General features: G+C 38.5%; 20 protein-coding genes. 1 reads left to right on the forward strand and 19 read right to left on the reverse strand.

Annotated elements, in window-relative coordinates:
• Positions 1-85 precede the first annotated feature (85 nt).
• From ACQ2HF_RS15505 to ACQ2HF_RS15560, 12 genes are all read right to left on the reverse strand, one after another.
• Complete coding sequence (locus ACQ2HF_RS15505) at positions 86-784, reverse strand: M48 family metallopeptidase (RefSeq protein ID WP_432411331.1); 699 nt, start codon at positions 782-784, stop codon at positions 86-88.
• Positions 784-3915: a type I restriction endonuclease subunit R gene (locus ACQ2HF_RS15510; protein WP_432411332.1), complete on the reverse strand. Its 3132-nt coding sequence runs from the start codon at positions 3913-3915 to the stop codon at positions 784-786. The genes ACQ2HF_RS15505 and ACQ2HF_RS15510 overlap by 1 nt, the downstream gene beginning before the upstream one ends.
• An 11-nt stretch (positions 3916-3926) precedes the next feature.
• On the reverse strand, positions 3927-5246 hold the full coding sequence (locus ACQ2HF_RS15515) for a nucleotide-binding domain-containing protein (RefSeq protein WP_432411333.1): 1320 nt from the start codon (positions 5244-5246) through the stop codon (positions 3927-3929).
• Positions 5246-5758, reverse strand: a complete 513-nt coding sequence (locus ACQ2HF_RS15520) for a Pycsar system effector family protein (RefSeq protein ID WP_432411334.1) — start codon at positions 5756-5758, stop codon at positions 5246-5248. The genes ACQ2HF_RS15515 and ACQ2HF_RS15520 overlap by 1 nt, the downstream gene beginning before the upstream one ends.
• A 3-nt stretch (positions 5759-5761) precedes the next feature.
• On the reverse strand, positions 5762-7171 hold the full coding sequence (locus ACQ2HF_RS15525; protein WP_432411335.1) for a restriction endonuclease subunit S: 1410 nt from the start codon (positions 7169-7171) through the stop codon (positions 5762-5764).
• A 49-nt stretch (positions 7172-7220) separates the two neighbouring features.
• On the reverse strand, positions 7221-8750 hold the full coding sequence (locus ACQ2HF_RS15530; RefSeq protein WP_432411336.1) for a type I restriction-modification system subunit M: 1530 nt from the start codon (positions 8748-8750) through the stop codon (positions 7221-7223).
• 2 nt (positions 8751-8752) lie between these two features.
• The gene (locus tag ACQ2HF_RS15535; RefSeq protein ID WP_432411337.1) at positions 8753-9325 is read right to left on the reverse strand and encodes a restriction endonuclease subunit S; all 573 of its coding nucleotides are present in this window, start codon (positions 9323-9325) and stop codon (positions 8753-8755) included.
• 195 nt (positions 9326-9520) lie between these two features.
• A complete protein-coding gene (locus tag ACQ2HF_RS15540; protein ID WP_432411338.1) occupies positions 9521-11278 on the reverse strand; it encodes a DUF262 domain-containing protein in 1758 nt (585 codons plus the stop codon).
• 113 nt (positions 11279-11391) lie between these two features.
• On the reverse strand, positions 11392-13332 hold the full coding sequence (locus ACQ2HF_RS15545) for a KAP family P-loop NTPase fold protein (RefSeq protein WP_432411339.1): 1941 nt from the start codon (positions 13330-13332) through the stop codon (positions 11392-11394).
• Between the two features lie 3 nt (positions 13333-13335).
• On the reverse strand, positions 13336-13707 hold the full coding sequence (locus ACQ2HF_RS15550; protein ID WP_432411340.1) for a hypothetical protein: 372 nt from the start codon (positions 13705-13707) through the stop codon (positions 13336-13338).
• 24 nt (positions 13708-13731) lie between these two features.
• The gene (locus tag ACQ2HF_RS15555) at positions 13732-13866 is read right to left on the reverse strand and encodes a hypothetical protein (RefSeq protein ID WP_432411341.1); all 135 of its coding nucleotides are present in this window, start codon (positions 13864-13866) and stop codon (positions 13732-13734) included.
• Positions 13867-14108: 242 nt separating this feature from the next.
• The gene (locus tag ACQ2HF_RS15560; protein ID WP_432411342.1) at positions 14109-15059 is read right to left on the reverse strand and encodes a hypothetical protein; all 951 of its coding nucleotides are present in this window, start codon (positions 15057-15059) and stop codon (positions 14109-14111) included.
• 357 nt (positions 15060-15416) lie between these two features.
• Here ACQ2HF_RS15560 and ACQ2HF_RS15565 point away from each other — a divergent pair, with 357 nt between their 5' ends.
• Entirely contained in the window at positions 15417-20135 is a 4719-nt protein-coding gene (locus ACQ2HF_RS15565; protein ID WP_432411343.1) for an ExeM/NucH family extracellular endonuclease, read from the forward strand.
• A 175-nt stretch (positions 20136-20310) separates the two neighbouring features.
• Here ACQ2HF_RS15565 and ACQ2HF_RS15570 read toward each other — a convergent pair whose 3' ends face one another.
• From ACQ2HF_RS15570 to ACQ2HF_RS15600, 7 genes are all read right to left on the reverse strand, one after another.
• Complete coding sequence (locus ACQ2HF_RS15570; protein ID WP_432411344.1) at positions 20311-21132, reverse strand: SDR family oxidoreductase; 822 nt, start codon at positions 21130-21132, stop codon at positions 20311-20313.
• Between the two features lie 152 nt (positions 21133-21284).
• The gene (locus ACQ2HF_RS15575) at positions 21285-23000 is read right to left on the reverse strand and encodes an FAD/NAD(P)-binding protein (protein WP_432411345.1); all 1716 of its coding nucleotides are present in this window, start codon (positions 22998-23000) and stop codon (positions 21285-21287) included.
• Between the two features lie 123 nt (positions 23001-23123).
• Positions 23124-24539 carry a DASH family cryptochrome gene (locus tag ACQ2HF_RS15580; protein ID WP_432411346.1) on the reverse strand — a complete coding sequence of 472 codons (1416 nt, stop codon included), beginning with the start codon at positions 24537-24539 and terminating at the stop codon, positions 23124-23126.
• Between the two features lie 63 nt (positions 24540-24602).
• Positions 24603-24827, reverse strand: a complete 225-nt coding sequence (locus ACQ2HF_RS15585; RefSeq protein WP_432411347.1) for a hypothetical protein — start codon at positions 24825-24827, stop codon at positions 24603-24605.
• 159 nt (positions 24828-24986) lie between these two features.
• Positions 24987-25310 carry a four-helix bundle copper-binding protein gene (locus tag ACQ2HF_RS15590; protein WP_432411348.1) on the reverse strand — a complete coding sequence of 108 codons (324 nt, stop codon included), beginning with the start codon at positions 25308-25310 and terminating at the stop codon, positions 24987-24989.
• A 90-nt stretch (positions 25311-25400) separates the two neighbouring features.
• The gene (locus ACQ2HF_RS15595; protein ID WP_432411349.1) at positions 25401-25634 is read right to left on the reverse strand and encodes a hypothetical protein; all 234 of its coding nucleotides are present in this window, start codon (positions 25632-25634) and stop codon (positions 25401-25403) included.
• Between the two features lie 21 nt (positions 25635-25655).
• Complete coding sequence (locus ACQ2HF_RS15600; protein ID WP_432411350.1) at positions 25656-25793, reverse strand: hypothetical protein; 138 nt, start codon at positions 25791-25793, stop codon at positions 25656-25658.
• Position 25794: the final 1 nt, after the last annotated feature.

Raw genomic sequence — 25794 nt, forward strand, 5'->3', positions numbered from 1 at the left:
GAAAACCCTTTTCGCAGCTGGGGAGTTTGCGGGGAGGGTTTTTTGATTTGGTGAATATAATTAGTGAGAATTGAAAAACTATAAGTTAAGCCATTGTCTGCTCCAATTTTAATTTCCATTTTTTATAGTCTGGCATTTTTTCTTCTAAGAGTTTGTAGAATTCTTTGCTGTGGTTTGGGATTTGGATGTGACATAGCTCGTGAACCATTACGTATTCCATGCACATGGAAGCAGCTTTAATAAGTTCGGGGTTGATTGCTATTTTGTTTTCTGGTGTGCAAGTACCCCATCTTTTTTTCATTCTTTTTAATTCTACACTATCTGGAGTTTGAGGTACTTCTTTAAATTTATTTATGGCTTTTTGAAAAACTCTATTGGACGTTTGTTTGGCTTGCTTATAATACCATGACGCCAGTAATGCCTTTATTTTGTCTTTTGAAGGGTTTTTAGTTTGTATTAACAATACCCCTCCTTTTAGTTTTACAGATTCTTGTTTCCCTAGTAAAATTTTAAGAATATATCTTTTCCCTGCATAAAAATGAGTTTCGCCCGAAACATATTCCCTCTTAGGAGTTGTGGGTAGAAATTGTTGGAAATATTCTTGTTGCTTTTTAATCCACCTTGCTCTTTTAAGTACTTTTTCTTCTATTTGAACTTGTGTGGCTTTTGCTGGGGCTATCACATGTACACTGCCATCTGGATGAACTTCTATAGCCAAAGTTTTCCTAGGCACTTGTTGGAGTGAAAAAGCAATTACTTGAGTACCGTACTTAACTTGATGCATTAAAAATTATTTTTAGCCACTTTAAGGCACTTTGCCAATATTAAATCCATTTGCTCAAAAGTGATCTCTACACCCATTGTCTTACGGTGTTGCATGAGATAATCTTCAATGGCATTTTCCATTTGATTTTGTACGTCAAGATTTTTTTTCCAGTCGCGAATTGTAAGCCCTTCAATAATTTTAGTAATATCTATGGCAGCTTCTGCTAATTTTACTGTTACGTTTTCATCATTTTTTTTACTTTTTAAATCTTCCTGTAAAACAGCGCTAATAGCGCCAAAGACTGCTCGTGCTTGTGGTTTGTCTTTTACCATTGATGGAATTCCCTCTTGATGCCCTTTTTCAAAATCGTCCTTGATTTGATTAATACGGTCTAAATAATCCTTTTCACTTAATCTTCCTTCGTGAAATAAATCTATGGTTTGTTGAATTAGGTCGGAAAACTTTTTATAGTAGGCTTCGTCCTTTTCCATATTCTCGGTAATCACTTTTTTCATTCTATGCGCAATAAAATCGGCTTTTGAGGCTGGGGTTTTTCCGTAGGTTTCCAACGCTTCTTCTACCATGTTTTTATCAAAAATGTTTACATCCTTAGTTATTTCCAGAATTTCGTCTGCATGAACATAGGTATCTAAAAGTTTTTTTACCCGAGGTTCGTATTCTTTATAACTAATTTTTTCGGCATAACGATATTGTACCGATACTCGTAGGCTTTGGAGTTTTTTTAATTCGCTTTTGTAGTATGCTATTTGTTGCTCATTAAATTCTTCGTAAAACACATCTGTAGCTAAAGCTAGCTGCAACGTTCTAGCAAATTGTGATAGCGCTTCGTAAAACTCGTCCCTTAGGTCTTTTTCTGCAATGCAACGCTCTAACGCTTCTAAGTCGTTTTTGTTTTTGACGCTTTTAAAAACATCCCATACAGCTGCGTGGTGGTGCGGTACTTTGCGTACTTCTGCACTCATATCTTCCACAGCGTTGGTTAGGTCTTCTTCATCAAAATCTTCAAAGGCGCTGTATGCGGTTAGGGCTTCGTCCAAGGTTCCTAAAATGCCTACGTAATCTATAATATATCCAAATTCTTTTCCTTGAAATAAGCGATTTACTCTTGCAATAGCTTGCAATAAGTTATGACCCTTTATTGGTTTTGCTAAATATAATAAGGTATTGATTGGTGCGTCAAAACCTGTTAACAATTTGCTTACTACAATAAGGATCTCTACCTCTGTATCGTCTTTTTCTTTAAATTTTTCTACTACGTAATTTTCATACGTATCTTGATCCTTGAACTGTTGCATAAGTCCCTCCCAATACTTACGAGACTCATTGCTGGATTCCTGCCATACATCTTCATTGTCTTTCCGACTATCTGGAGGCGTAAAAACTACACGGGTATTTATTTTTAGGGCAGGGTCTGTTTGTGTTTCAAAGTATTTTTGATATTTAATAGCTACATCTATACGTGGTACTGCCAATTGCGCCTTGGCATTGGTATTTTGCCAGTTTTTTGTGTAATGCTTAGAAATGTCATAAGCAATTTCTTCTACTACGCTATCGCTCTCATAAATTTTTGAAATAGAAGAAAACTTTCTTTTTAAATCCTTTTGAGCTTCTTCGCCTAACTGATTTGCCAACCGCTCAAAGCCCTTGTCTATTTGTGGTTTGTTAATGGTGAGTTTTGCACTTCTACCTTCATATAGCAAGGGTAATACAGCTCCATCTTTTACTGCTTGATCTATGGTGTACTTATGGATAAAGCCCCCGAATTTTCGCGCGGTACTTTTTTCGTCTTTCATAAGTGGGGTGCCGGTAAACCCTATGTAGGCAGCGTTGGGTAAAATCTTTTTCATACTGGCGTGGGCACTCCCGTAATTGCTCCGGTGGCTCTCGTCTACTAATACAAAAATGTTTTGGCTGTCCTTTATTTTAAGGCGCGTGGAGGCTACCTGAAACTTATCTATAATGGTTGTGATAATCTCATTGCCTTTGTCCCGTAATAACTCCACCAAATTGGAACCGCTAGTTGCTTTTTTAACGGTTTTACCACAATTAACAAAGGTTTTATAGATCTGCTTATCCAGACTAATACGGTCTGTTACTATGACAACTCTAGGGTTGTCTATGGTTGCGTCCAGCGCTAAGGCTTTGGAGAGCATTACCATAGTGAGTGATTTACCGCTACCCGTAGTGTGCCAGATTACACCCCCTCGTCTATTCTCTTTGCTATCCCGTTCTTTTACCCGAGCAACAGTATCTTGCACGGCAAAATACTGCTGGTAGCGAGCTATTTTTTTTATAGGACCGTCATAGACTATAAATTTGTATGCCAACTCCATTACACGGTTTATACTGCATAATGCGACTAGCGTTTTGTCCTGTTGTGTAGCTAACTTATCTTGTGCGGGGATGCCGTGATAGGTATTGGCTAGTAGTTGCTGTACTTGTGCGCCATTATCCTCCTTCCAAACAGACCAAAATTGTTTTGGGGTGCCTGTGGTGCCATAGTGTACCTCGTTGGGCTGTACGGCTAGCATGTACTGTGCAAGATGAAACAAGCGCGGGATGCCTTTGCCTTTTTTTTGGTTGCGAATGTGCTGTGAGATTGCCTCGTCCAGCGACTCGTTTTTATCCCGGCGTTTGTTTTCTATCACTACAAAGGGGATGCCGTTTACAAAAAGTACTATATCTGGGCGACGTTTGCCTTTGCCACCTTCTACCTCAAATTCCTGTGTAACGTGGTAGCTATTGTTTTCTGGGTTTTGCCAATCTATATATTTTAAGGTAAAGCCTTTACTATCTCCCTGTATGGTCTCGGTAAAACTTTTACCCAGGGTAAGGAGGTCATACACCCGCTCGTTAGTTCCTACCAGCCCTTCTTCTGGCACTGCCTTTATTGCATTGATGGCACCTTGTATACTCCCTGTGGAAAATTTATACTGGCTGTTTTTATACTCAAAAGTATTGATAGCTGCCAGTTGGGTTGCCAAAATATTTTCAAGTAAAACACCTATAAGCACGCTCCCACGTTCTTGCACACATTGTTGGGGCGACAGGTACTGCCAACCCATTTTTTGCAGAAGTTGCAAAGCTGGGGCTTGGGAGTCTTGGTTTTCGGAATATGTTGATGCCATTTATATATATTTTATTGTACAAAGACTGGAAACTTCAAGTTTATATTATCGCCAAATTGGCGAACAATTTTACATTTTAAAAAATGATGACCTAAATAAGCTGAATTGGTTGTTGCTTGTGTTTCGTTGTGATAGTGACCTTTAAAGTCATGGTTAAGGTCATCTGCAATGTTAGCCTCATTGCCTCTGTTTTCAACTTCCCAAGTTATTTTTTCATTTACTAATCTATGATATGGATACCCATTTTTATAAATTACAAACCTCATACTATAACCTTTAGGAAGTGCAAATGAATTTTCAAAATATCTAAACTCTTCTTCGTTTTCCGATTGTTTAACAAAGCATCTTAATTCAAACATTATATCTTTAACCTCTAATTTTCCACTCTGATCCTTACCCATAAATTGAAACTCGATAAGATGTTTTTTCCAATCAAAATCGTACTGTGCATAATTCAATTCTGGACTTTGAAGAATATAATAATCAGGCTTACTAGTTCCATCGGAATTAGAAATTCTCGGGATAGAGTAATAATCATCAGGTAAATCCAACGCTTCCACAATATTCTTTCCAATTCTTATTGAATTATTTTTTGCTTTATTTTGAAGCTTTGCAGCTAAATCTGTATGTAAACTTGTTGTTGTAAGTTCATTACAACCTGGAATCCCATAATACGACCATAAAACTTCATCATCTTTTCCATAGTCAATTCCAATTCTTATTTTAATAGGTTTTAACCCTCTGCTTTCAAACGATTGCGCTAAATCGTTTGACACGAATTGGCAAAGAACAGAAGCCATGTTTAAAGCATTTATAATTGCATCATTAGGATGTCTTTCCTTTCGGACAAATTGAATAAAAGCTGCATCCCCCTGTAGCCTGTGAATATGGCCACCAAAAAAATTTGCTATATTAATAGACAAGGTCAAAAGGGAATCTTTAATAAGACGAATGTCCTCTAAACTATGATTTAGACTTAATCGAGTTGAGCCTTTAATGTCTACAAACATGGAAACACAGTGGTGTTTAAGAGTTTGATTAGATTGTAAATGTTCAAAATCTGGATGACTTCCAATTTGTATGTTATCAAAAGATGATGGGTTAGCCCCAAATAAACTTTTTAGATAATTATGGTCAAAATCCAATAAGGTTTTTGAATTAGTTGGAAGATCGCCAACCACTAATCCTTTTGAAAATGTTTTTTTTGAAGCAACTACACTTTCATTCAATAACTCCATAACGTGATTTCTAGCACCATACAAACCTGAACTATTATCCTCATTATCAAGCACACGTTCAATACCACTTATATATTCTCCAAATAATTTCATTAAACAATTTTTAAAATTAATATTACAATAAGAAAGAATAGTTGAGGATAAATAAACCATATGGCCCACTTGATACGATTATACTTTCGAGTTAACCCCTTAGATACAGCGTAAATTTGCTTTGCTAAATCCTTACCTACTTTCTTTTCTTTTTGTTCTTTATATTCTTTTACAAAGGCATCTTCAGTGGAAATTTCAGAAATAGATTTAAAAAACACTAATGAGTGGTATCTTTTCTCAGAAGAATTACCTGTGTGTAAATAAGGATATACAGCTCTAAGGGTGAAGAACATGCTAATAACACCTAGAATTACTATAACTCCTAAAAATACCTCTACTGTGCTGTTAAAATCTTTACTACCAAATGATACTACGCTATTAAAACTACTTAATAAAAAACCACATAAGAAGGTATTGAAGGCCAACAAAAAGTTTCCTTTACTATTAGCACCTTCAGTATATTGGTCAAATCTCTGAATGAGAAATTTTGAATGGTCGTGATCTTTTATCATAATTTAAATTTTAACCCTAACCTCCCCCGTCAACAACCGTTGCATTAAGCCACGTTTTTGATCTTGGAGTTGGATAAGTTGGTTTTGTAATAGAGTTAGTTCTTGGTCTGCTGCCGATAGCGTGGTAGCGATTTTTTGTTGTTCATAAATAGTGGGAACTTTAAATTTCATATTTCTAAAGTCTGTGGTTGATAGTTCTAAAAAGGTACTTCCACTTGATTTACGAAGGAATTCCTGTTTACTAGTTTTAAGCAAGTAATAAACAAACTCGACATTGTTATCTTTATTAACACATATGTTTTTAAAACCTTGATTAGTGGAGGCTTCAATGGTTGAAATAGATACCTCACCAATCGTTGCTCTTGTACATACTACTATAGTGTGTTTCGGAAATAGCTTAGCCGAAGATTTTCTTAACCCTAACGCTGTAATTTTTCTTTCGGATACGCTAATGTATTTTCCTGCCTTTCGTATTTCAGAAGGGGTGTACCAAGTAATTTCTCCATTCCAATATTTTTTAATTGAAGATGAGGGTGTACCTCCAGTATAAATCGTACCTAAGTCGTTTAACTTTACCTCCTCCCACTCCCCCTCAAACCCAGGAAAGCGTTTTTTACCTGTGAGCAATTGCTGCGTCAAAGCTTTTTTAAACTTTTGTTTGGCGGTTATAAGGTCTTGTTGTAAAGCAATGGCAGAATCCCAAGTGGTAAGGATAGCTGCTATTTTTTTTTGTTCTGATGGAGGGGGAATTGGGAATTTAAATTTCTTTAGATTTCCACCATTAATAGAGTTAATAGTAGCACCTATGTTTTTATGAACTTCACGATAAAAGAAATCTGAATTAAATAACTGATTCAAATAAATATTGCTTTCGCTTCTAAAAACTGTCATAAAGGCTCCAAACGCTTCTCCCACTAAATCGTTTGGAATTAATGTACTCTTACCTATTAAAGACCTACTTCCATTTCGCACACAAATTAGTATATCGTTATTTTTCAAACTATTGAAATTGAGCTTTTTAGGATCCACATATACATTGTCATGAAATGACAATTTACTATCTTGAATATTTGATGAACGAAGGACTAAAACACCATTAGGTCTTACATCATCAGGACTGTAAGTTAATCCCGAAATTACGTTACCAATTTCTTTCAATTCTTTTACCTCCCATTCAGCTGGAATCCATCCAAGTTTGGTTTTTTTGTAGCCAACTTTTGGCGAGGCTTCGGTAGTCGCTCCTTCGCTATTTTGAGGGTCAAAGGTTTGAATCCCTTCGCGGTCACAACTAAGGTTACTGTTTTGAACCTTGTCGAGGTCATTGGATTGCCCTTTAACAGAACCTGTCTTGATATTTTTAAAAGGCTCAGCCTGACTGTTAGGTTGTTTTATATTTAGTTTTTCTTTATTCAAGGAGTTTGTTTTAGTTTTAATTCTGGTTTCAGTTTGTTATTTAATAAGGTTAAAAGTTTAGCTCTTTTAAATAACCTTCCATTTCCTCACGTACCTTAGCCAGTTGTGTTTCCAGAGAAGCAATTTCTTTTTTTGTAGCTTCAATATCTACGGGTTCTTCTTCCTCAAACGTATCTACATAGCGGGGGATGTTTAGATTAAAGTCGTTATCTTTTACTTCCTCAAATGTGGCTACATAGCTGTATTTGTCTTTGGTTTCAAAGGCCTTATATGTGCTTACCACTTTTTCTATATCCTTTTCACGTAGGACGTTTTGTTTTTTACCGTCCTGATAGTCTTTACTAGCATCTATAAAAAGTATATTTCGCTCCACGCCACTCGGGGTACGAGTTCTTGCTTTGTTAAATATTAGGATGGCGGCGGGAATGCCTGTGCCAAAGAACAGGTTTGACGGGAGGCCTACAACGGCTTCTAACAGGTTTTCTTCTATGAGACGTTGGCGTATTTTACCTTCGGCTCCTCCACGGAAAAGTACTCCGTGGGGTACTATTACTCCTACTCTTCCTGTGGGTAGTGTAGTTTCTATCATATGCAAAATAAAGGCGTAGTCTCCTTTGGATTTTGGGGGTACACCTCGTAAAAACCTGCGATGACGGTCTGCCTCTGCATTTTCGTGACCCCACTTATCAAGCGAAAATGGTGGATTTGCTACTACTATATCGAACTTCATTAGGCTATTTCCCTCAATGAGTTTTGGGTTGTTTATAGTGTCACACCACTCTATACGCGCGGCATCCATACCATGAATAAAGCAGTTCATTTTGCTTAATGCCCAGGTATCTCCATTGCTTTCCTGGCCATAGACAGCAAAATCTCTGGATGGATTGCCGTCGCTATCTGTTACTTGCTCTGCTACCTGCACCAACAGTGAAGCGCTTCCGGCAGTTGGGTCTAGGATTCTCGCCCCTTCTTTAGGTGCCACCAATCTTGCTAACAGTTGTGAAACTTCTTTTGGTGTAAAAAATTCACCTCCTTTTTTACCCGCTCCCGAAGCAAACTTTTCCAATAGATACATATAGGCTTCTCCCAAAACATCTTGCTTTCCCTCCCATAGTGATGGGCGAAAATCTAGTTCTGGTTTGGCAAAGTCTTTTATAAGATTAAGCAACCTACGGTTACGGTCTTTTGTTTGACCTAGTTTTTCTGAATTGAAACTTATGTTACGAAACACACCATCCAGCTTCTCGAAGTTTTGTTCTTCAATTTTGTATAGGATTTTATCTATTTGTTCGCCTATATCCGCATCGTTGCGGTGGTCGTAGATATAATCGAATGTGCAATTTTTTGGAAGGACAAAACGCTCACGGTTTAATTTTCGGTTTATAAGTTCTTCATTATCGCCATATTGTTTTTTATACTCGTTGTAATGGTCTTTCCAAACATCACTAAGGTACTTCACGAACATAAAAACAAGGATATAGTTTTTATATTCCGAAGAATCGAACGCTCCACGAAAGGTATCACAGGCATTCCATAGCATTTTATTTATTTGGTCTTGGGTAGGTCTTTCTTTTATCATGATTATTTTTTGATAGATTTGTAAATGGTAGCAGTTATAAGATTGGTTTTATATTCTTGAATTCCTGCTGTAAGTATTTCTTCTTTTTTCTTTAAGGTGATAATTTTTGCAATGAGTTCCTGTTTTTCTAGGCTAGGCAATAGTATAGGAGTATTCTCCAACACCTCTCTATTAATATTGGTTTGATAGGTTCCTGCCGCTAATGACTTAAAATGATTTTGTGCTCGTGTTTGATTGATTTGCCATGCTACATAGTCTGGGTGTGCCATTTTCGGGTTTACTGAAATTACGAAAAAGACAGCACTGGCAATAGTAGGGTGTTGTGCAGAAAGGTCTGGCACCAATGCAAAATTATTGGCACCTTTTGCCATAAAAAGTACTTCGTTTTGAGATAATAAGTATTGTGGTTTTATCTTTTTGCTATCTAAGCAAATACAAGCATCATCTATAGTAAGATTGTCTTGTACATTCTTTAACTGAATAACCCGTACAGTTCCTCCAATATCTGGAGTGATTTTTCCCCGAAAAGAAAATCCCGAGGTAATAGTTGCGATATGTTTAAGCTTTTGTTTCAACAGTATAAGGTGCTATAATTTTTATACTGCAAATATAAGTGTTATTGTTTTAGCAAAACAAGTAATTTATGAAATAATCGTTATACTGCAACAATTATTCGTTTAAAAATAGGTTTTGGACTTAATTTGGAAGTTTATTTGTAATGTAACACACTATTTTTGAACAAATTTTACTATTTATCATCGTGATATTACTTATTGAAAGCTCATAGCTTTCTTTAACTCAATCTTTAGTACTTCCCAACGTTCATCTACAAATTCTGGAAAGTTTTCAAGCAAATGGTTTTTATTGGTTATAAATGTTTTGTTTAGAATTGGTTTTTCTTTCTCAACCCACTTAATTAGAGACAGACTACCTTTAGATTTGTTTGCATTACTATCTAGCATTTGAAGATTTACAATACCGTTATAACAACTTGAATTTTCGAAATACCATTCATTATCTTCGTTTATAAGTATATTGGCTTTTTGAAGATTCTTTCTTTTAAAGGCATCAAAAGGGTGAATATGGTCTAAATTAAAATCGTTATTTCGATAATCCATATTTGGATATAATAATGCTAAAATTGGAAATGCATATCTATCGTCTTTCTGAGTATGCAATAGATTCTCTAAAAACTCATCATCGACAGTTATACTTTTTCTAGTTTTAGCTAGCCTTTTTGCTATTTCCTTTGCAGGAAAATTTATAGCTCCCTCCTCAATTCCCTTTTTAATTGCATCTCTTATGTTTTTAAGAACTGAGTCTGCTTGACCTCCAAAAATTCTATGTAGCAAAACTGTATGTAACCATTTTTTTATTACCTCCCTGTCTTCTTTATATGCTATCTTGGTTGAAAAGTCTTTATATTTTTTTGTATTATGTATATAATAAATAATTGGCAGTATAGCGTTTACCGAAGAAAGTGTTTTTTGAGCATAAGCAAAATCCATAACCAAGCGAAATGCTTCTTTTATACTATCGCTTATACTATTCCAATTATCTTCAAACTCAATGGCGTTTTCTACATTGAAATTTGTTACTCTGAATTTTATATCATCACAATAAAGCATAAGGTAGGATCTTAGAATTATATCTTTATCGATAATAAAACCATATTCGTCCCATATAAAATCTACCAAGCGATGTATGACATCTCTAGCATTTACCTTGGTCCATACCGCTACAATAGTGGACATTATTAAATCTGAATAACTTAAAGGTTTTCCGCCACTATTTATACGAATAAATATGTTCAATGCTTTTTCATAGTCCTGTCCGGTTTCTAAGTAGTAATTAATTAATAATTTTGTATGGACAACAAATTGGAGCTTTGAAAGCGTTTTTGATTTAAACTTATCTTCATCCCAACCGTTTTTCTTTAAATATTCATTAAGGTCGAAATTATCTTCAATTTTTAAAATTTCTCTTACTGGGAACCAGTTTTCTCCATTCAAATTATTTATTTCCCAATCTGAAAAAAACCTGAAGTCATAAAACCTTCCATCCTCTGGAACATCGCCTTCCAATTCATTCTGGGGACAAGGATTATCTAAATTTAGATATAGTTTTCTGGTTGGTATTGAATGTTCGTCGTCCTTAAGATGTCTATATTTAATTTTGTAAGCATAACTTCCCTTCAATCCCAAATATATAGCAGTAAGTCTCTGTTGCCCGTCTAGTACAGCTTCAAACGAAGAAAGACCACTTGTATCTATTTCATCACAATGTGTTTTATAATGCTCTCTGTATTCTTTTAGTATAGTGTAGAAACGTTGTTTACTTCTATTTTCACCCTCTACACGCCAAAAAAGCATAGAGCCAATTGGATAGTCCCTCATTAAAGAATCAAATAGTAGTTCAATTTTCCACCATTCCCATTCAAATTCTCTTTGAATTGCAGGCAATAGTAATTGATTATAATCTATTTTATGTAGGACAGATTTAATTGTGATAGGTGTCTGAAATGCCATTATGGTAAGTTTTAATTTGATTGATTTTTAAAGTATTCAAATGTATGATACGCCACACTACCCAATTCTTCTAAAAAAAAGATAATCTAATTTCATTATAAAGTCTGTTAGTGTTAATTTTCATAAAAGGTTTTTGTGTCGTATCCTATTTTTCCTAGTTCTACTAGAAAAGCGTACAATGCGGCGATTACCTTACTGATGCGTGCAACATTTTCTGGTTCATGAAAAGCATGAGGGTTTGGTAAGGTTAGGTAAATATGTGGATTAATTTGATGGTATTTAAGCATCTTTGAATTTTGGTCTTGTAATGCACCTTGCTCAAAACCTTCAAAAGAATTGATGAAACTATTATAACGTTGTTCTAACTCTTTAAAGGTATCTAAGGTGCCTGCTTCCCTGAAACAGTCCTCCAAATTTTGATGGTTTATTGGAGCCATCCATTTTTCGGCTATTATTATAAGTCTTACTTGCCCGTGGTGCGGGTGGGAATAAAGTTTGATTACGTTCTCCTTTTTGCCGTCCACACATTTTATATAGGCGTTGGACTGAACTCTCTTACCTTGCTCTTTAATAGTAGGCACGTTTGGGAGGTCTAACTTTAACTGTTTTACCAAAGGAGTGCGAAGTTCTTTTAGGAACCAACCACGATGATAATCTACTGGCCCTTTATCAAAGGCTTCTAAATTTGTAACAGAGGACAGTGAAATAACTGCACCAATAATATCTTCTATATTTTCATCTTTATTTACTATAGCTTCCCGCAGGACATTTAGTAACTTGGAAATAAGTAATGATTTTTTCTTAAGGAAGAAATCGTTTTCGCATAGTCTAAACAGAACTTGTTCCCAATCTTCATCGAACTCAGGGTTTGTGGCAAGCTTTGCTTTGCTTACATCGTCCAGAGGTTTCAGATTCATTTGTAATGCAACCGCTTCGTTCCAACGATCGAAACCCGGATGCAGTGACAATAGGCGATACACTAAGGGATATGCAATTTGAATACTCACTAAGGCAAAATTAACCAGAACTTCTAGCTCTCCTTTTAAGTCTTCATCATCCTTATCCGTTTTATTCTTGGCTTTATTGATACAAGAAATAAGGGAAAGGGAATTCATTAAGCGCTTTAACGCCCTTGGGTTAGAACCCACTGTATAACTTGCTATTTCTGAAAACTTACTAATTTGCTCATCATTGGAGGCTTCTTGTTCTGAAATATAATTAATACTTTGTAAGCTATCCTTAAGGAAATCATTAATTTCATACCTAGTAACAGGCATTGTAAACGGAACTTGAATAATTTTATCGAAGAAGGAACGAAACTCTCGTTCATTTTTATCTGAATATGCTCCAAATTTTGGTTCGAGTCCTTTTATTACTACGTCATAGTCTATTGCTAATATAAACACACAGTTTTCTAAGGTAAAGATGTTTTTAAGCAATTCTAATAATTGCACCGCAACGGGTGGGTCTATCCTATCTAAATCGTCTATAAAAAAAATGAAGTTTTCTTTTTGATGATTGGAGCAACACGTTGTTATTGCAGTTTGCAATTCTTCACGTATTTCTGAAATAGTAGATCTAGATTCTTCAGCACTCAATTGATCTGCTAAATAATCTCCAGCTCCATCTGCTACTTTATTAACTGCTGTTTTGGCTACAAAGGTTGCTGTAGACTTTCCGAATTGATATAGCTTTCCTAACAACTGTTTTGTCTTAGTTTCGTCTACATTGGCAATCTTAGAGGTTTCCTGAATAAGCTTACCTAAGATATTGAGCAGCGTGGTTTGAGCGTCATTCATTAAGGCGTATTCCCAAGTATTTAGCCAAATAGCGTGAAACTTTGCTTGTTTGCTTTCGCTAAGATTTCGGCGTAAGCTATTCATTAATGAAGTTTTTCCACTCCCCCATTCACCTTGCAATGCAATGGTGATTGGCGTATTAGTATGCTGGATAAAATTTACAAGTCCATCTTCGAACGGTTGAATACCAAAGCTGTCTTTTTGTTGGGCGTTCTTAGGAATATCTGTAATACTGGAACTGTAATTTGAAGTCATATTTTAGATAATTGAAATTAATGCATGTAACTGGTCTCTAGTGATAGCTCCATCTATATAATAGACTACCTGCCCATATTTGTTTTTCACTTTAATTTCATCTCCATCTATAAAATAAATGGAAGTACCATATTTGTTTTTCTCTTTTACTTCAGACCCATCTATAAAATATCTTGTACTTCCGTATTTGTTCTTTTCTTTAATATCATATCCATCCAAGTAAAATCTTGAAGAACCATATTTGTTCTTTTCTTTTATTTCAGGAAAGTCTATATAGAATAGCGTGTTTCCGTATTTATTCTTTTCTTTTATTTCGTTACCATCTATATAGAAAATTGTTTTTCCATATTTGTTCTTTTCTTTTATTTCTGGCATATTGGATAGTGTCTCAAGTTAACTTTACTTCTTAGTATTCTTATTAGGGTTCAAATCTTTCCCACGATTTCCTTGGTTTTTATCGTATGTTTTATTTGTTCCATCAGTTCCTTTATTTGGGTTTTTGATGTCTGCATTGTGATTTGGTTTTTTAGCCATGGTAGTATGGGTTAAAGATGAATATGAATTAATGAGTGGGGAGATTATAAATATAGCCTTATTTGTAGGCACTACGAATGAGGATTTCCGTAAAAACAAGGTAAATTAACATAGGTGTCTGATTAGCAAAAAGTTGAGAATTCATTTAACGCTAATACAAATGCATATTAATTGAAAATGATTAAAAAGATATGTTTATCTTAATTGATAAGAGAGAATAAGAACTCGCACTTCATACCAAATCACTCCAACCCCACAATTTCACTCACCAAAACCCATTTCCCATCACGCTCCACACTACGCGTCACTGTGATCTTGTTGGCGCCAGACTTTTTAAAGACGTCTATTAGGTTTAGGTTTTTATGCACTGCGGTATTTATGACTATGGGCGGAGTAAGTAACTTGCTTGTAGTAGCATCAAAAACATACAGGCTTTTGGTGGTAGGTTGTATATTCCAGAAACCTATCTCGTCTGCCCCGTCGCCATTTAGGTCTTTTAGATTTTCCAGTTGCGATTGGTAGGCATCTTCTATGGTAATGGATTGTAATCCTGGCGCGCTAAAATTAATAATACTGCTGCAACCACCCTTACAAAGAGCCTTAGCAGTAGCTTGCTTGCTTTTTTGAGTACCAGCCACTAGTTCCGGACTCGTAACAAACGCATAATCTGATAGCGCGTCGCCATTAAAATCGCCAAAGAGTTGGCGGTTTCTTGGGATGACCATAGTTGTTTCGCGATAGTCTGGAAAAATAGGAGCATCTTTATGTTTGGCATCTTCTGCGATCCCTTCGCTTACTATTTTATAGCCGCCATTTTTTAAGACTAAAGATACATACCATTCATACGCCGCATCCACGCCATTGTACTGTACCTGATTAGTAAAGACCACCAGATAGTTCCCTGCTTCTTTGGTAATGCGTACCTGGTTGGTATCTAGCTGTTGTGTATAGTCTGGAAACTGCTGAAACAACAGGAGTTTATCCTGTAATACCTCTTCTTTGGTGTGGTCTGTACCGTAGTAGTTCACCACATCCATATAGTTAGGTTTCAGGAAGGGAGCTTTTAGTTGTGTATGGTTCTCGTTCCATTGCTGTACAAAGGCGCGCACCTCCTTTTCCCCTTTTGGATCTATCTCATTACAACTGGAGCATAGAAATAAAAACAGACAAGCGAATAAGGATACTAATTTCATAGAAAATTATAATTGGATACTGTGAGGATAAAGGTACGGGATTTTAGTGAACGGATGCCCTTCAATCCCATTCCGAAGAAACAGTAGCATCACTCAGCATACTTGACAAGATGTTTTTTTGTTTGTTGTTTGGCAGGTGTGATTTGTGATGTGCTTCTTCACCCTTATGTTTCCAAAACTTTGATTTACAAACCTTAAACCAGTTACAAATGCACTCCAATATTAACGCATTATTAAGCTTTTGAATCACTGAGGTTTTTTAATTAAATACTAGTAGTTTTGCCTGCAAATAAAGCCCTTAGCTAGTGCTATATGCAAGGTGCTCATACTTAATTAAATAGGAATAAAACAATTAAAATGAAAAGAAAACAACTCCCCGTGTACTTTGTACTCGCCTTACTCCTAACCGTCTCGCAGGCTTTTGCCCAGACTACTTTAGGATTTGAAGATTTTGACGGCAATGACGTAAACCTCACCAACACAGCCAACGTAGCAAATTATAACACCGCAACAGGTGGCGATGTATTTGGACGGGTAGACGGACAGGCAGGTGGTACCGGAATGCCTTTTGACGTGGCCGATGATACCGCAGCCGATGTAAGTGGCGCCAGAACGGGCACCAACTTTCCTGGCGATCTGTCTGGTCTTGCCGGACAAAACACTACCGCCTTTTTTGCCTTAAACGATGCAGATGGTGTAGCGGTAAACAACGCTACCTTAACCTTTAGTGGTTGGGGTACCGCAACCCTTACGTCTATTACAATGGACTTAGGTGCTATTGGCGATTTTGAAGCCAGCACTACAGATGGTTTCTTAATTGAAGCTGCTGTAGACGGCGGTGCATACCAGGAGATCTTTAGAGCAGCAACAGACGAGAGCGCTTCAAAAACCTACCGAGCACTGGACGGAGGCTTAGTACCAGACTTTAATGATCCTCTCGAGTTATTTATAGATGGCAGTGCAACTTCGGTGGGCTTCCTGGATAAATGCGACCCTGCAACGGGTTCTTTTGACACCTATACGTCTACCCTGTTAGATGGATTGGTAGCCGCTTCGGTAACCATTCGCATCAGCTGGAGTGGTACGCCTAGTGGATCTGAACCTATGGGAATAGATAATCTTACCGTAAACGGATTTGCAAGTTCGCAGCTGGTAATTTCAGAAATTATGTACAACCCCAATAGTGACGAGGACGACTGGGAATACCTTGAAGTGTACAACGCCGGAGGGACTACTGTAGACCTTGCAGGTTATGTAGTAGACGATAACAATGGCGTAGCACACCCAACAGCAAACATTGCAGCGGGAACTATTGCCGCAGATACTTCCGCTATCTTATACAATGCCGATGATATTACAGCAGCCGATTTTACTGCTGCCTGGGGAACTGTAAACCTAATTGCAGTAACCAACTGGAGCGCTATGTCTTTAAACAACGGTGGCGATACGGTAGGGATCTGGGAAGACTTTGCTTCGTATTCCGGAGACAATGTAACGCAAACTAACGTGCTGGACAATGTTGCTTTTGACGATGCCACGCCTTGGCCAGTAGACGATAATGCAGCGTCTATCTACTTAACCGATCTTACAGCAAATAATGACGAGGGGGCCAACTGGGCGCTTTCTACAGACGGTGGTGCAACTCCTTTATTTGAAGGCTATACCAGCATCCCTGCCGGAGGAAATTCTGGAAACGATATTGGCTCTCCGGGTGTAAGCGGAAATGCGATCCTACCTTTACTTATTACAGAAGTAACCGTTACCCCAACTGCGGGTGAGTTTGTTGAAATATACAACCCCAATGCTACTGCGGTAGACTTAACAAACGTGTACATTACCGATGCAACTTTTGCAGGAGGGAGTGCCTATTACTACAACATTGTAACCGGAGCCGACGCTGGCGGGGGTGCTTTTGGAGATTTCTTAGCACGCTTTCCTAACGGAGCATCCATTGCTGCAGGAGCCTACCAAACAGTAGCCCTTGCAGGATCGGACAACTACAACACTACCTACGGAACGGCACCAACCTATGAGCTCTTTGAAGACGGTACCACAGCAGACGGAATTCCGGATATGCTGGAAGGCTTACCAGGTTCTATAAACGGACAAGGGGGCTTTACCAACGGTGGCGAAGTAGCGATCTTGTTTTACTGGGATGGAGAAACCGATCTGGTAACAGACCTAGACTATATACTTTGGGGAGATACCGATGAAGCCGTAGACAAAACAGGCGTAAGTATAGACGGCCCGGATGCCGATGCTATTGCCAGTACCTACGGAAATGATACGGCTATTGCAAATCAGCAGCTAGTATCTGCCACAGCACACGGCGCTGGAGATTCGTACCAAAGAAACGACCTTACCGAAGGTGCCGAAGTAACTGGCGCAGGAAATGGTACCAATGGAGAGGATGAGACATCGGAGGACCTAAGCAATACCTGGTGTGTTGCTGCAGCTACTGCGGGTGCAGTAAACGATTGTGGCGCTGTGCCACCTGTTACAGTTCTTATTAGTGAAGTACAAGGAAACGGAGCTACCAGTCCTTTAGAAAATACTACCGTCCTTGTAGAGGCCATTGTTATTGGAGACTACCAGGCAGATAATCAGTTACGTGGTTTCTTTATTCAGGAGGAAGATGCGGATGCCGATGCCGATGCAACTACTTCGGAAGGGATATACGTATTCTGTGAAACCTGCGCGACAGATGTGGCCGTAGGAGATCGTGTGGAGATAACAGCAACAGTGGTAGAGTTCTTCGGAACCACACAATTGGATGTTACAGGAGGTGGAAGTGTGACCATTGTTAGTAGTGGCAATACCTTACCAACACCTGCCAGCTTAACCCTGCCTGCACCTGCAGGAACCGATTTGGAAGCTACCTACGAAAGTGTAGAAAGTATGCTTATTACCTTTACTACAGATCTTGTAGTAAGCGAGTATTTTGAACTGGCACGCTACGGGCAATTAGTATTGAATGCAAACAACAGAGTAAAGCAATTTACAGATACGAACGAACCAGATGTAGCTGGTTATGCAGCCTATTTAGCGCAGCTGGAAGCTACACGCATTATTCTGGACGACGATAATAACATTCAGAACAGTAATGTAAACGGTCCAACAGACCAGCCATATTTCTGGCCTCGTCCTGGATTAAGCAATACCAACTTTATAAGAGGTGGCGACCAGATAAGCAACCTTACGGGAATTATGCATTGGTCTTTTGCAGGACAATCCGGAACAGACGCCTGGAGAATTAGACCTGTAGACGAAGCTTTTAGTTATGACTTTACAAGTGTAAACCCAAGAACTGCCATGCCGGAAGATGTAGGAGGCAACTTAAAAGTAGCTAGCTTTAATGTATTAAACTACTTTACTACCTTAAATGAAAGAGGTGCCAACAGTACTGCTGAACTTGACAGACAACGCGAAAAGATCGCTGCTGCTATTTGTGGGTTAAACGCAGACATTGTAGGGCTTATTGAAATAGAAAACAACGGCACCACAGCCATAAACGATTTACTAAATGGTCCTAACGGTATCAATACTATATGCGGAACTACCTATGTAGCCCTTGATGCAGGTGTGATTGGTACAGATGAAATTGCTGTAGCCTTTATTTACAACACGGCAACGGTGAGCCTTGAAGGTGCATTTGCTATTTTGGATAGTACCGTAGACCCACGTTTTGATGATAGTAAAAACCGACCTGTCCTGGCACAAAGCTTTAGACAAATTTCTACGGATGGTGTTCTTACCATAGCAGTAAATCACTTAAAGTCGAAAGGTTCTTCCTGTGCGGGCGATCCAGACCTGAATGATGGGGCAGGAAACTGTAACCTAACCAGAGCCGAAGCTGCTGCAGCCTTGGTAGATTGGTTAGCAACAGACCCTACCGCTAGTGGGGATGACGATTTCTTAATTATTGGAGATCTAAACTCGTATAAGCGTGAAGACCCTATCAACAACATCCTCCTGGGAAGCGATGACACAGCGGGTTCTGCAGACGATTATACCAATCTTATTGAAGACTACCAGGGAGTAGACGCCTATAGCTATGTGTTTGATGGCCAGTTGGGATATTTGGATTATGCATTGGCTACCGGTAGCTTAGCAGACCAGATAACGGGAACAACGGTTTGGCATGTAAATGCAGACGAAATAGCCGTGTTTGATTATAACGACGATATTCAGGATCCAACCGAATCTTCTTTTCAAAGAGAATCCAGTGCATTGCCAATTTATGAGGCCAATGCTTTTAGAGCATCAGATCACGACCCTGTATTAATAGGAATTAATTTAAGTGTTCCTCCTGTAATTACATGCCCTGCCAATATCACCATTACCAATGATGCGGGTGCGTGTAGTGCTGTAGTAACCTTTACCGATGCCACGGCAACAGATCCTAACGGAGATCTTGATTCGGTACTACAAACAGCTGGATTGGCTTCTGGAAGTGAATTTCCTGTAGGAGTTAGCACCATAGAATTTACAGCAACAGACGATGCTGGAAATATGGCAAGCTGTACCTTCACCATTACCGTAACCGATGAAGAAGCACCCTTACTAACGTGCCCTGCAGACCAGACTGTATTACCGGACGCTGGGACTACACAATACGAGGTACCAGATTACTTTGCTACCGGAGCGGCTACTGCTGTTGATACCTGTACAGATCCTGTTACCATTACCACACAAGACCCAGCAGCCGGAACGCTTCTGGACGAAGGTACCACCACAGTAACCCTAACTGCAACAGATGCCGCAGGAAACGAAGCTATTTGCGAGTTTGATATAACGGTAGAAGGTATCCTGGGAGTAAACGAGATAACTCTGGAAAACGGAATTGTACTTTACCCCAACCCAACCCATGGGTCTCTTACCCTTATTAATAGAACTAGCGGTGCCTTACAAAGCGCGCTCATTCGTGATATAAGCGGGAAGACGGTAAAAACCATCAACCTAAAAGGAATGGCTTCTGAAATGCAATTTACAATGTCAGACCTTGCGTCTGGACTATATCTTATTACTATTGAAGGAGACCTTGGTTTTGTTACCAAGCGCATCGTGAAGGAGTAATTGTTTACTATTTAAGTTAAAAGCCGCTTCCAATTGGGAGCGGCTTTTTTGTTATAGTACCTAACCTATTAAAATAACAAGAAAAGGCTTTGTAAGAAGCACTACTGTTTAGTTTTTCCTGTCTACCATCCCGATTCCTTTTTCGATATCGTTTTAATGGTGTAATAGCTACATCTTATTTTTTACTTTCGGTCTTCTCATCACTTTGTAATGTGTATTGAGCTGCCTGATACTCCTGGCATTGTTCAATAAATTCTTCTGGCAAGATCGTCCTAAAAGGATGTGATTTTTTAGGTATTACTTCTACCATTTTATCTATCATCTCTTGTGGATCAAACTGATTCTCTAAAAGCGCTTTACTTGCTTCTTTAATCGTTTCGGCAGACGTGAAAAAGTGTTCATCATCATACCACTGCATAAAGTTCTCATACATTCTATCATTAAAACCAGTTTCATACGGTCCTGGATTAATGGTTGCCACCTGCACACCAAATTCGTGCAGTTCGTCCCGCAAGCTCTGCGCAATAGATTCCAATGCGTGTTTAGATGCATTATAAGCTCCCAGATAAGGTGACGTGGTTAATCCTGCGATAGAGGAAACAAAAATCACCTTGCCTTCTTTTTTATCGACCATTTGCCTGATAATAGGTTGAGAAAACTCCAGGCTCGAAAATACATTGACTTCCATGACCTGTCTTAATAATCCCACTGGCATTTCAGCAACAGGTCCAGAATAGCCCATTCCAGCATTGTTCACTAAGATATCTACATCGTAACTATAGGCATTGAGACAATCCATATCGTCTGTTATGTCTAGTTTTATGATTTCTATTTGATCTTCCAGTCCTTCTTTTTCAATTTCTTCCAGGAGTTTCGATTTCTGCTCCCATACGTGGACTCCCGCAATTACAAAATGTCCTTTTTTTGCTAACCCCAGTGCCATTCCTTTTCCCAATCCCGAACCTGCGCCCGTGATCATAATTTTTTTGTTTTTCATATCTTTTTTTTTGCTTTCCCGTAAAGTTACAAGACATAAAAAGGGGTGGCTATAGGTTTATCATAAGTTTAAGAATAATCTTATTTATTTCTATTGCTTTGTAACAAAAGCCTCCTAAAAATTGAAGTGTGTTTCGTATGTATAAGAAATAGCTATGCAGAAGCCACTACCCTTTCCGCCAACCCTTTTGCCCAATCGTGAGTTTCCGGACTAAAGCATTCTAAGATGGCGTCCGTGCCTAAAACACTTCCTTTTGCATTTCTTCCTATAACTGCTAGGGGTATATTCTTGGCTGAGCTATTTGGAAGGATCACGGTGCTATCGGCACGAGTGAGCACCCCTAAATCTTTATGTACTGCCTGAAGGAGTTGCGCTTCATGGAGTTGCCTAAGAAGGGAGCTATCCAAATTGTTTAAAACAGGAGCATCCATTACCGAGTTACACAATATACCTGCTTCACATTGTTTTCCTTGTTTGGAAAGCGTCCAACCCTGGTCTGTTGTGGTGATCTCAGGATTGTTTACAAAGTCCAGCTCCAAAATAGAAGCTTCATGTAGTGCGATGAGTTGTAAGATACTTTCCACCGGTGGTCCAAACGAATAGCGCTTGGTCTCTTGATCTGTATCGATAAGCTGTTTCATTACCTCGCCTGAAATACCACTAAATGCGAATAGTCTATATAAAGTAGGTTGGATATGGCGCCATACCTGACCTATAGTAAAATCTAAAGAAGCTGCTACCCTACCTAAAGCCATTTCAACCGTTTGCTTCATATAGTCCACTGTTGGCAACTCGGTATCGAGAATAAGTGTATGCTTGGTGCTGGTATTTTGTAACCAGGATTTTATAAGACCTTCTACTTCATCCGTTTTGTAGTTTTCTTTGGCGTTTTTATGAAAAATGGCCGCCGCAACGGTAGCAAAAGCATTTAAAACAAATTGAATATCTTTAACCTTTTTAGGCTGTGCCAACACATTCCGAAGTGCCAGATCAAACGTATGTAACTGAACTTGAGTTGGCTCGAAAGTACTATCTATTTTTCTTCCGAAGGGCTTAGGGATGCAAGGCAATCCGTCGAAACTATAGGGAATTATTTTCTGTGTGCATTTTTTCTCCGCAATAAACTGAAGATATTCTGAATTTTCCTTTTGTTCGAACCTTCCAAATTTATAATTGGTAAGTTGCCTGGTGATATCCAGCATGGAAAGTCCGAATCCTTTGATCAATACCTTTTTTCCAGACATATCTGGTTGCGCAATCGTAATCTCATACGGATTATGAATATATACAACGTCCTGTTTTTTTGCATGAGTTTTAAACCTTTTGGTTTCGTCACTCTCCCTGGTAGGCGTATGCCCCATGGCCAATAAACATTCTGCTACCTCGAAAGAAGTAGTCGTCCCATGAATGGTTAGAAGGCTATTGGTATATGATACTGAACTGACCTCCTCTTTATGAATTGTGAGTATGGCATTTTGTTCCAATACCGTACATAGGCTGGTAGCACGCTTATACAGGTAGGTACCCATCTGGGATCTGGGCGGATACACATCTTTATCGCCATCCAGATTTTCTTCTTTGTTGTTGCGCAAACACCATTCACTATAAGAAGGAAACGAAGGTATTACCAGAGCGTCCCATACTATTTTTTCTCTGCCTTTTAAACTCTGCAAGGCATGGTCTGAAATATTAATATAATTTGTCTCTGGCTGGTTAATTTCCCATGCTTTTCCTGTACCTATGTGTTCAGACATTTCGAAAATTAGAACATGAGGTTTTTCTTTGAGGTTGACAGAAGCGAGTTCCAATACGGCATTCTCTAAACATGCTAAACCCCGCGGACCAAATCCAATAATTGCTATATTCATATATATTCTTCTATTTCCTGAGCTAAAGTTCGCTATTTAAAAACTAGCTGCACAAGTGATTGGTATAAAAATCAGTTAACGCTTATACCTGATGCCATACTTTCTGAAATTAAAGAGGACACCTTATGCTTCAATCGACTTTAAAATTAGGTTGATAGCACGTGCCCATTTGCTAAAAACTTCGGCAGGCTCGGGATAGCCGTGTACTTTCAGAGGTTGGACGTCTTTGTGCCAGGGGATGTAAATTGCATTGGTCTCTATATGAGAAAGCTCGGGAATCCATTTTTGAATGTATTCTTTTGCATTGTACTTTAATTGCTGGTTCACTGGGTTGGTATACCAAATCTCATACGCCTGCATATGCCAGTTCATCCAGTTGGCGCTCACATCATAATCTATTAATCTACTTTCAAAGTAAGCGGCGCCCCAAGTCCAGTCTATCTTATAATCGTGCACCAAAAAGCTAGCACAATTTACACGCCCCCTATTACTCATATAGCCTGTTGTATTGAGTTGACGCATATGGGCATCTATAAAAGGAATGCCTGTAGTTCCTTCACACCAACGCTGGAATAACCTTGTATGGTTGGTAAATTCTAATTGCTTATTCCTGAAACCGTCTGTCTTAAATATCTGGTTGCCCATTCGCATTCCCTTAAAAGTAAAATAATCGCGCCACACCAACTCAAATACTAACCACCAGGTACTTTGGTTCTTTTTAATGCGTTGTTCATATTGTTTTACTTTTTGATAAATAGTACGTGGCGATACACATCCCAAAGCAAGATAAGGTGAGAACTTAGAACTATAATCCATTCCCAGAGACCTGTTACGGGTCCAGCGGTACTGGGTGAGTTGCTCGGTTTCGAAGGTATAGGTATGTAGTCTTTCCAGACCTGCTGTTTCCCCACCTCTTACATAAGGTTGTGCCGCACGTATTTCTTCATCGGAAAAGCCTAGGTCTCTGTACGGAGGGAAAAGAATGGACGTAGCGCCTTCTGCACTTCTTACCTCAGCGGGGGGCAAAAAGGGCTCTCTTACCGCTGTCTGTTTGCTTACCGGAATTCTATACGCTTTGCTGCTAAGCGGAATGGTATTTATTGTAAATGGAATATCATCTTTATGATACAACGTCTTACCCCATAACAAATCCATTTCAACAGCAGTGTTTAAGGAATCCTGTACTCTTTTTAATACTTCCAACTCTTCCCAAGCATATTCTGTTTCTCCATAGATGGTGTTACAAGCAAAGGTTGAAACATACTGTGCAACCACTTCTTCCGGAAGCCCAACTTCAATACTAAGATGCCCTCCTATTTTTTCTAAATTCTGCTGAAGATTTTCTACCGATTGCTTCAGAAAGATAACCCGATTGGCTCCTGCTTTTCTAAAACCCAGCGCTAGTTTTTGAAACAAACGAACATCAATCACATACAGAAACACCAGTCTATCTCCTGAAGCTATTGCCTTGCAAAGTATCTCATTATCATGTACCCGCAGGTCATTTTTAAACCATACTAAACTATTTTTTTTCTTCATTATAAATCATAAGATTAAAAAACCCACACACAGTGCAGGTTTTTATCATCTAAATACGTTACTCTATTTGTTCTTATCCCGTTGCCCAGAAGGCGATTCCTTTTTAGTTCCCTTTTCACTATATCCAGCTGGATCATTGGATTCTGGCACTTTATTAGGATTCTCTTTTGTTGGCTCTTCAGGAGTATCTGGTTTGGAATTAGGCTCTCCAGGATAATCCTGATTCTTTATATTTTGCTCGTTCTTTTTGTCCTTATCGAGCAATGGGGCTCTTTTGTCATTTTTCATAATTGTAGTTGTTTAGTGAATTTTAGCTAGTACTTTTGGGCATCCGTCCGATCCTTCGATACACTACTGCTTAAAAAGTAACATCACTTGTTTTCTAAGGGATTACAGACAGGCTCAGAGTAATTGAGCATGTCAAAGCCAAATTGAAATGCCGAAAAATTATGCAGCCAAATAGGCTTTACAGGCATCAATACAATCTGCACAAGCTTTGGCACAGGCTTGACAGTGGTCGTGATCGTGTTTTTCACAAATGTTTTTACAGTCTTCGCATACACTAATACAATACTGTATCAATCCTTCTACATTGTCGTAAGAGGTATGTAATATTTGAGATAGGCTGCTACAAACTTCTGCACACACACGGTCTACTCGGATGCAATCTACCATCATCTTTACATTGTCTTCTCCTAAGCATGCATCAGCACAATAATTACAAGCGTTAATGCAACTCCCTAGCGTACTAATTAATTGTTCTTTTTTCATAAATAGTATTTTTTCATTTCCGTGAAGACGGAAATCTTAACGGAAATCTCAATTGATTACTTGATTAAATGGTAGTGAATAGGGCTACCGTTAGTTTTTTTTCGTTTTTTTTGCGTCGGTTTCCTCATCTAACTCCCTGTCTTTAGGAATATCGTTTTTAGATTTTTTGGTTGAATCTAGATCGTTATGATTGTCCGGGTCATTAGGCTCGTCCAATTCTCTGTCTTTTTTTGAAGGACGGTCTTTATCAAACCCAGCTTGCCTTTTGCTTACCCTTAATTTGTCTTGGGTACTTGTTCCCTCATGTTTCTTTGAATTGCTCATAGCTACAATAATAATATAAGGTTACTGCGTTTTTGTTGCATCATCCTGATCTCCATACTGATTGGTATGCTCTGGCTTTTGAGGTCCCTTATGTCTATCTGGATGTAAACTTTCGGTTACTTCTTTGTCCTTCTTTTCTTTTTTCTTATTAGTATCCATA

The sequence above is a fragment of the Rasiella sp. SM2506 genome, assembly GCF_050859505.1.
GTDB lineage: Bacteria > Bacteroidota > Bacteroidia > Flavobacteriales > Flavobacteriaceae > Marinirhabdus.

Excerpts from the sequence above, each read along its gene's own strand:
- ACQ2HF_RS15570 (WP_432411344.1), bottom strand. The coding sequence starts at position 21,132 with ATGAAAAACAAAAAAATTATGATCACGGGCGCAGGTTCGGGATTGGGA.
- ACQ2HF_RS15575 (WP_432411345.1), bottom strand. The coding sequence starts at position 23,000 with ATGAATATAGCAATTATTGGATTTGGTCCGCGGGGTTTAGCATGTTTA.
- ACQ2HF_RS15505 (WP_432411331.1), bottom strand. The coding sequence starts at position 784 with ATGCATCAAGTTAAGTACGGTACTCAAGTAATTGCTTTTTCACTCCAA.
- ACQ2HF_RS15555 (WP_432411341.1), bottom strand. The coding sequence starts at position 13,866 with ATGGCTAAAAAACCAAATCACAATGCAGACATCAAAAACCCAAATAAA.
- ACQ2HF_RS15580 (WP_432411346.1), bottom strand. The coding sequence starts at position 24,539 with ATGAAGAAAAAAAATAGTTTAGTATGGTTTAAAAATGACCTGCGGGTA.
- ACQ2HF_RS15600 (WP_432411350.1), bottom strand. The coding sequence starts at position 25,793 with ATGGATACTAATAAGAAAAAAGAAAAGAAGGACAAAGAAGTAACCGAA.
- ACQ2HF_RS15510 (WP_432411332.1), bottom strand. The coding sequence starts at position 3,915 with ATGGCATCAACATATTCCGAAAACCAAGACTCCCAAGCCCCAGCTTTG.
- ACQ2HF_RS15585 (WP_432411347.1), bottom strand. The coding sequence starts at position 24,827 with ATGAAAAATGACAAAAGAGCCCCATTGCTCGATAAGGACAAAAAGAAC.
- ACQ2HF_RS15545 (WP_432411339.1), bottom strand. The coding sequence starts at position 13,332 with ATGACTTCAAATTACAGTTCCAGTATTACAGATATTCCTAAGAACGCC.
- ACQ2HF_RS15595 (WP_432411349.1), bottom strand. The coding sequence starts at position 25,634 with ATGAGCAATTCAAAGAAACATGAGGGAACAAGTACCCAAGACAAATTA.
- ACQ2HF_RS15550 (WP_432411340.1), bottom strand. The coding sequence starts at position 13,707 with ATGCCAGAAATAAAAGAAAAGAACAAATATGGAAAAACAATTTTCTAT.
- ACQ2HF_RS15560 (WP_432411342.1), bottom strand. The coding sequence starts at position 15,059 with ATGAAATTAGTATCCTTATTCGCTTGTCTGTTTTTATTTCTATGCTCC.
- ACQ2HF_RS15515 (WP_432411333.1), bottom strand. The coding sequence starts at position 5,246 with ATGAAATTATTTGGAGAATATATAAGTGGTATTGAACGTGTGCTTGAT.
- ACQ2HF_RS15590 (WP_432411348.1), bottom strand. The coding sequence starts at position 25,310 with ATGAAAAAAGAACAATTAATTAGTACGCTAGGGAGTTGCATTAACGCT.
- ACQ2HF_RS15530 (WP_432411336.1), bottom strand. The coding sequence starts at position 8,750 with ATGATAAAAGAAAGACCTACCCAAGACCAAATAAATAAAATGCTATGG.
- ACQ2HF_RS15520 (WP_432411334.1), bottom strand. The coding sequence starts at position 5,758 with ATGATAAAAGATCACGACCATTCAAAATTTCTCATTCAGAGATTTGAC.
- ACQ2HF_RS15540 (WP_432411338.1), bottom strand. The coding sequence starts at position 11,278 with ATGGCATTTCAGACACCTATCACAATTAAATCTGTCCTACATAAAATA.
- ACQ2HF_RS15565 (WP_432411343.1), top strand. The coding sequence starts at position 15,417 with ATGAAAAGAAAACAACTCCCCGTGTACTTTGTACTCGCCTTACTCCTA.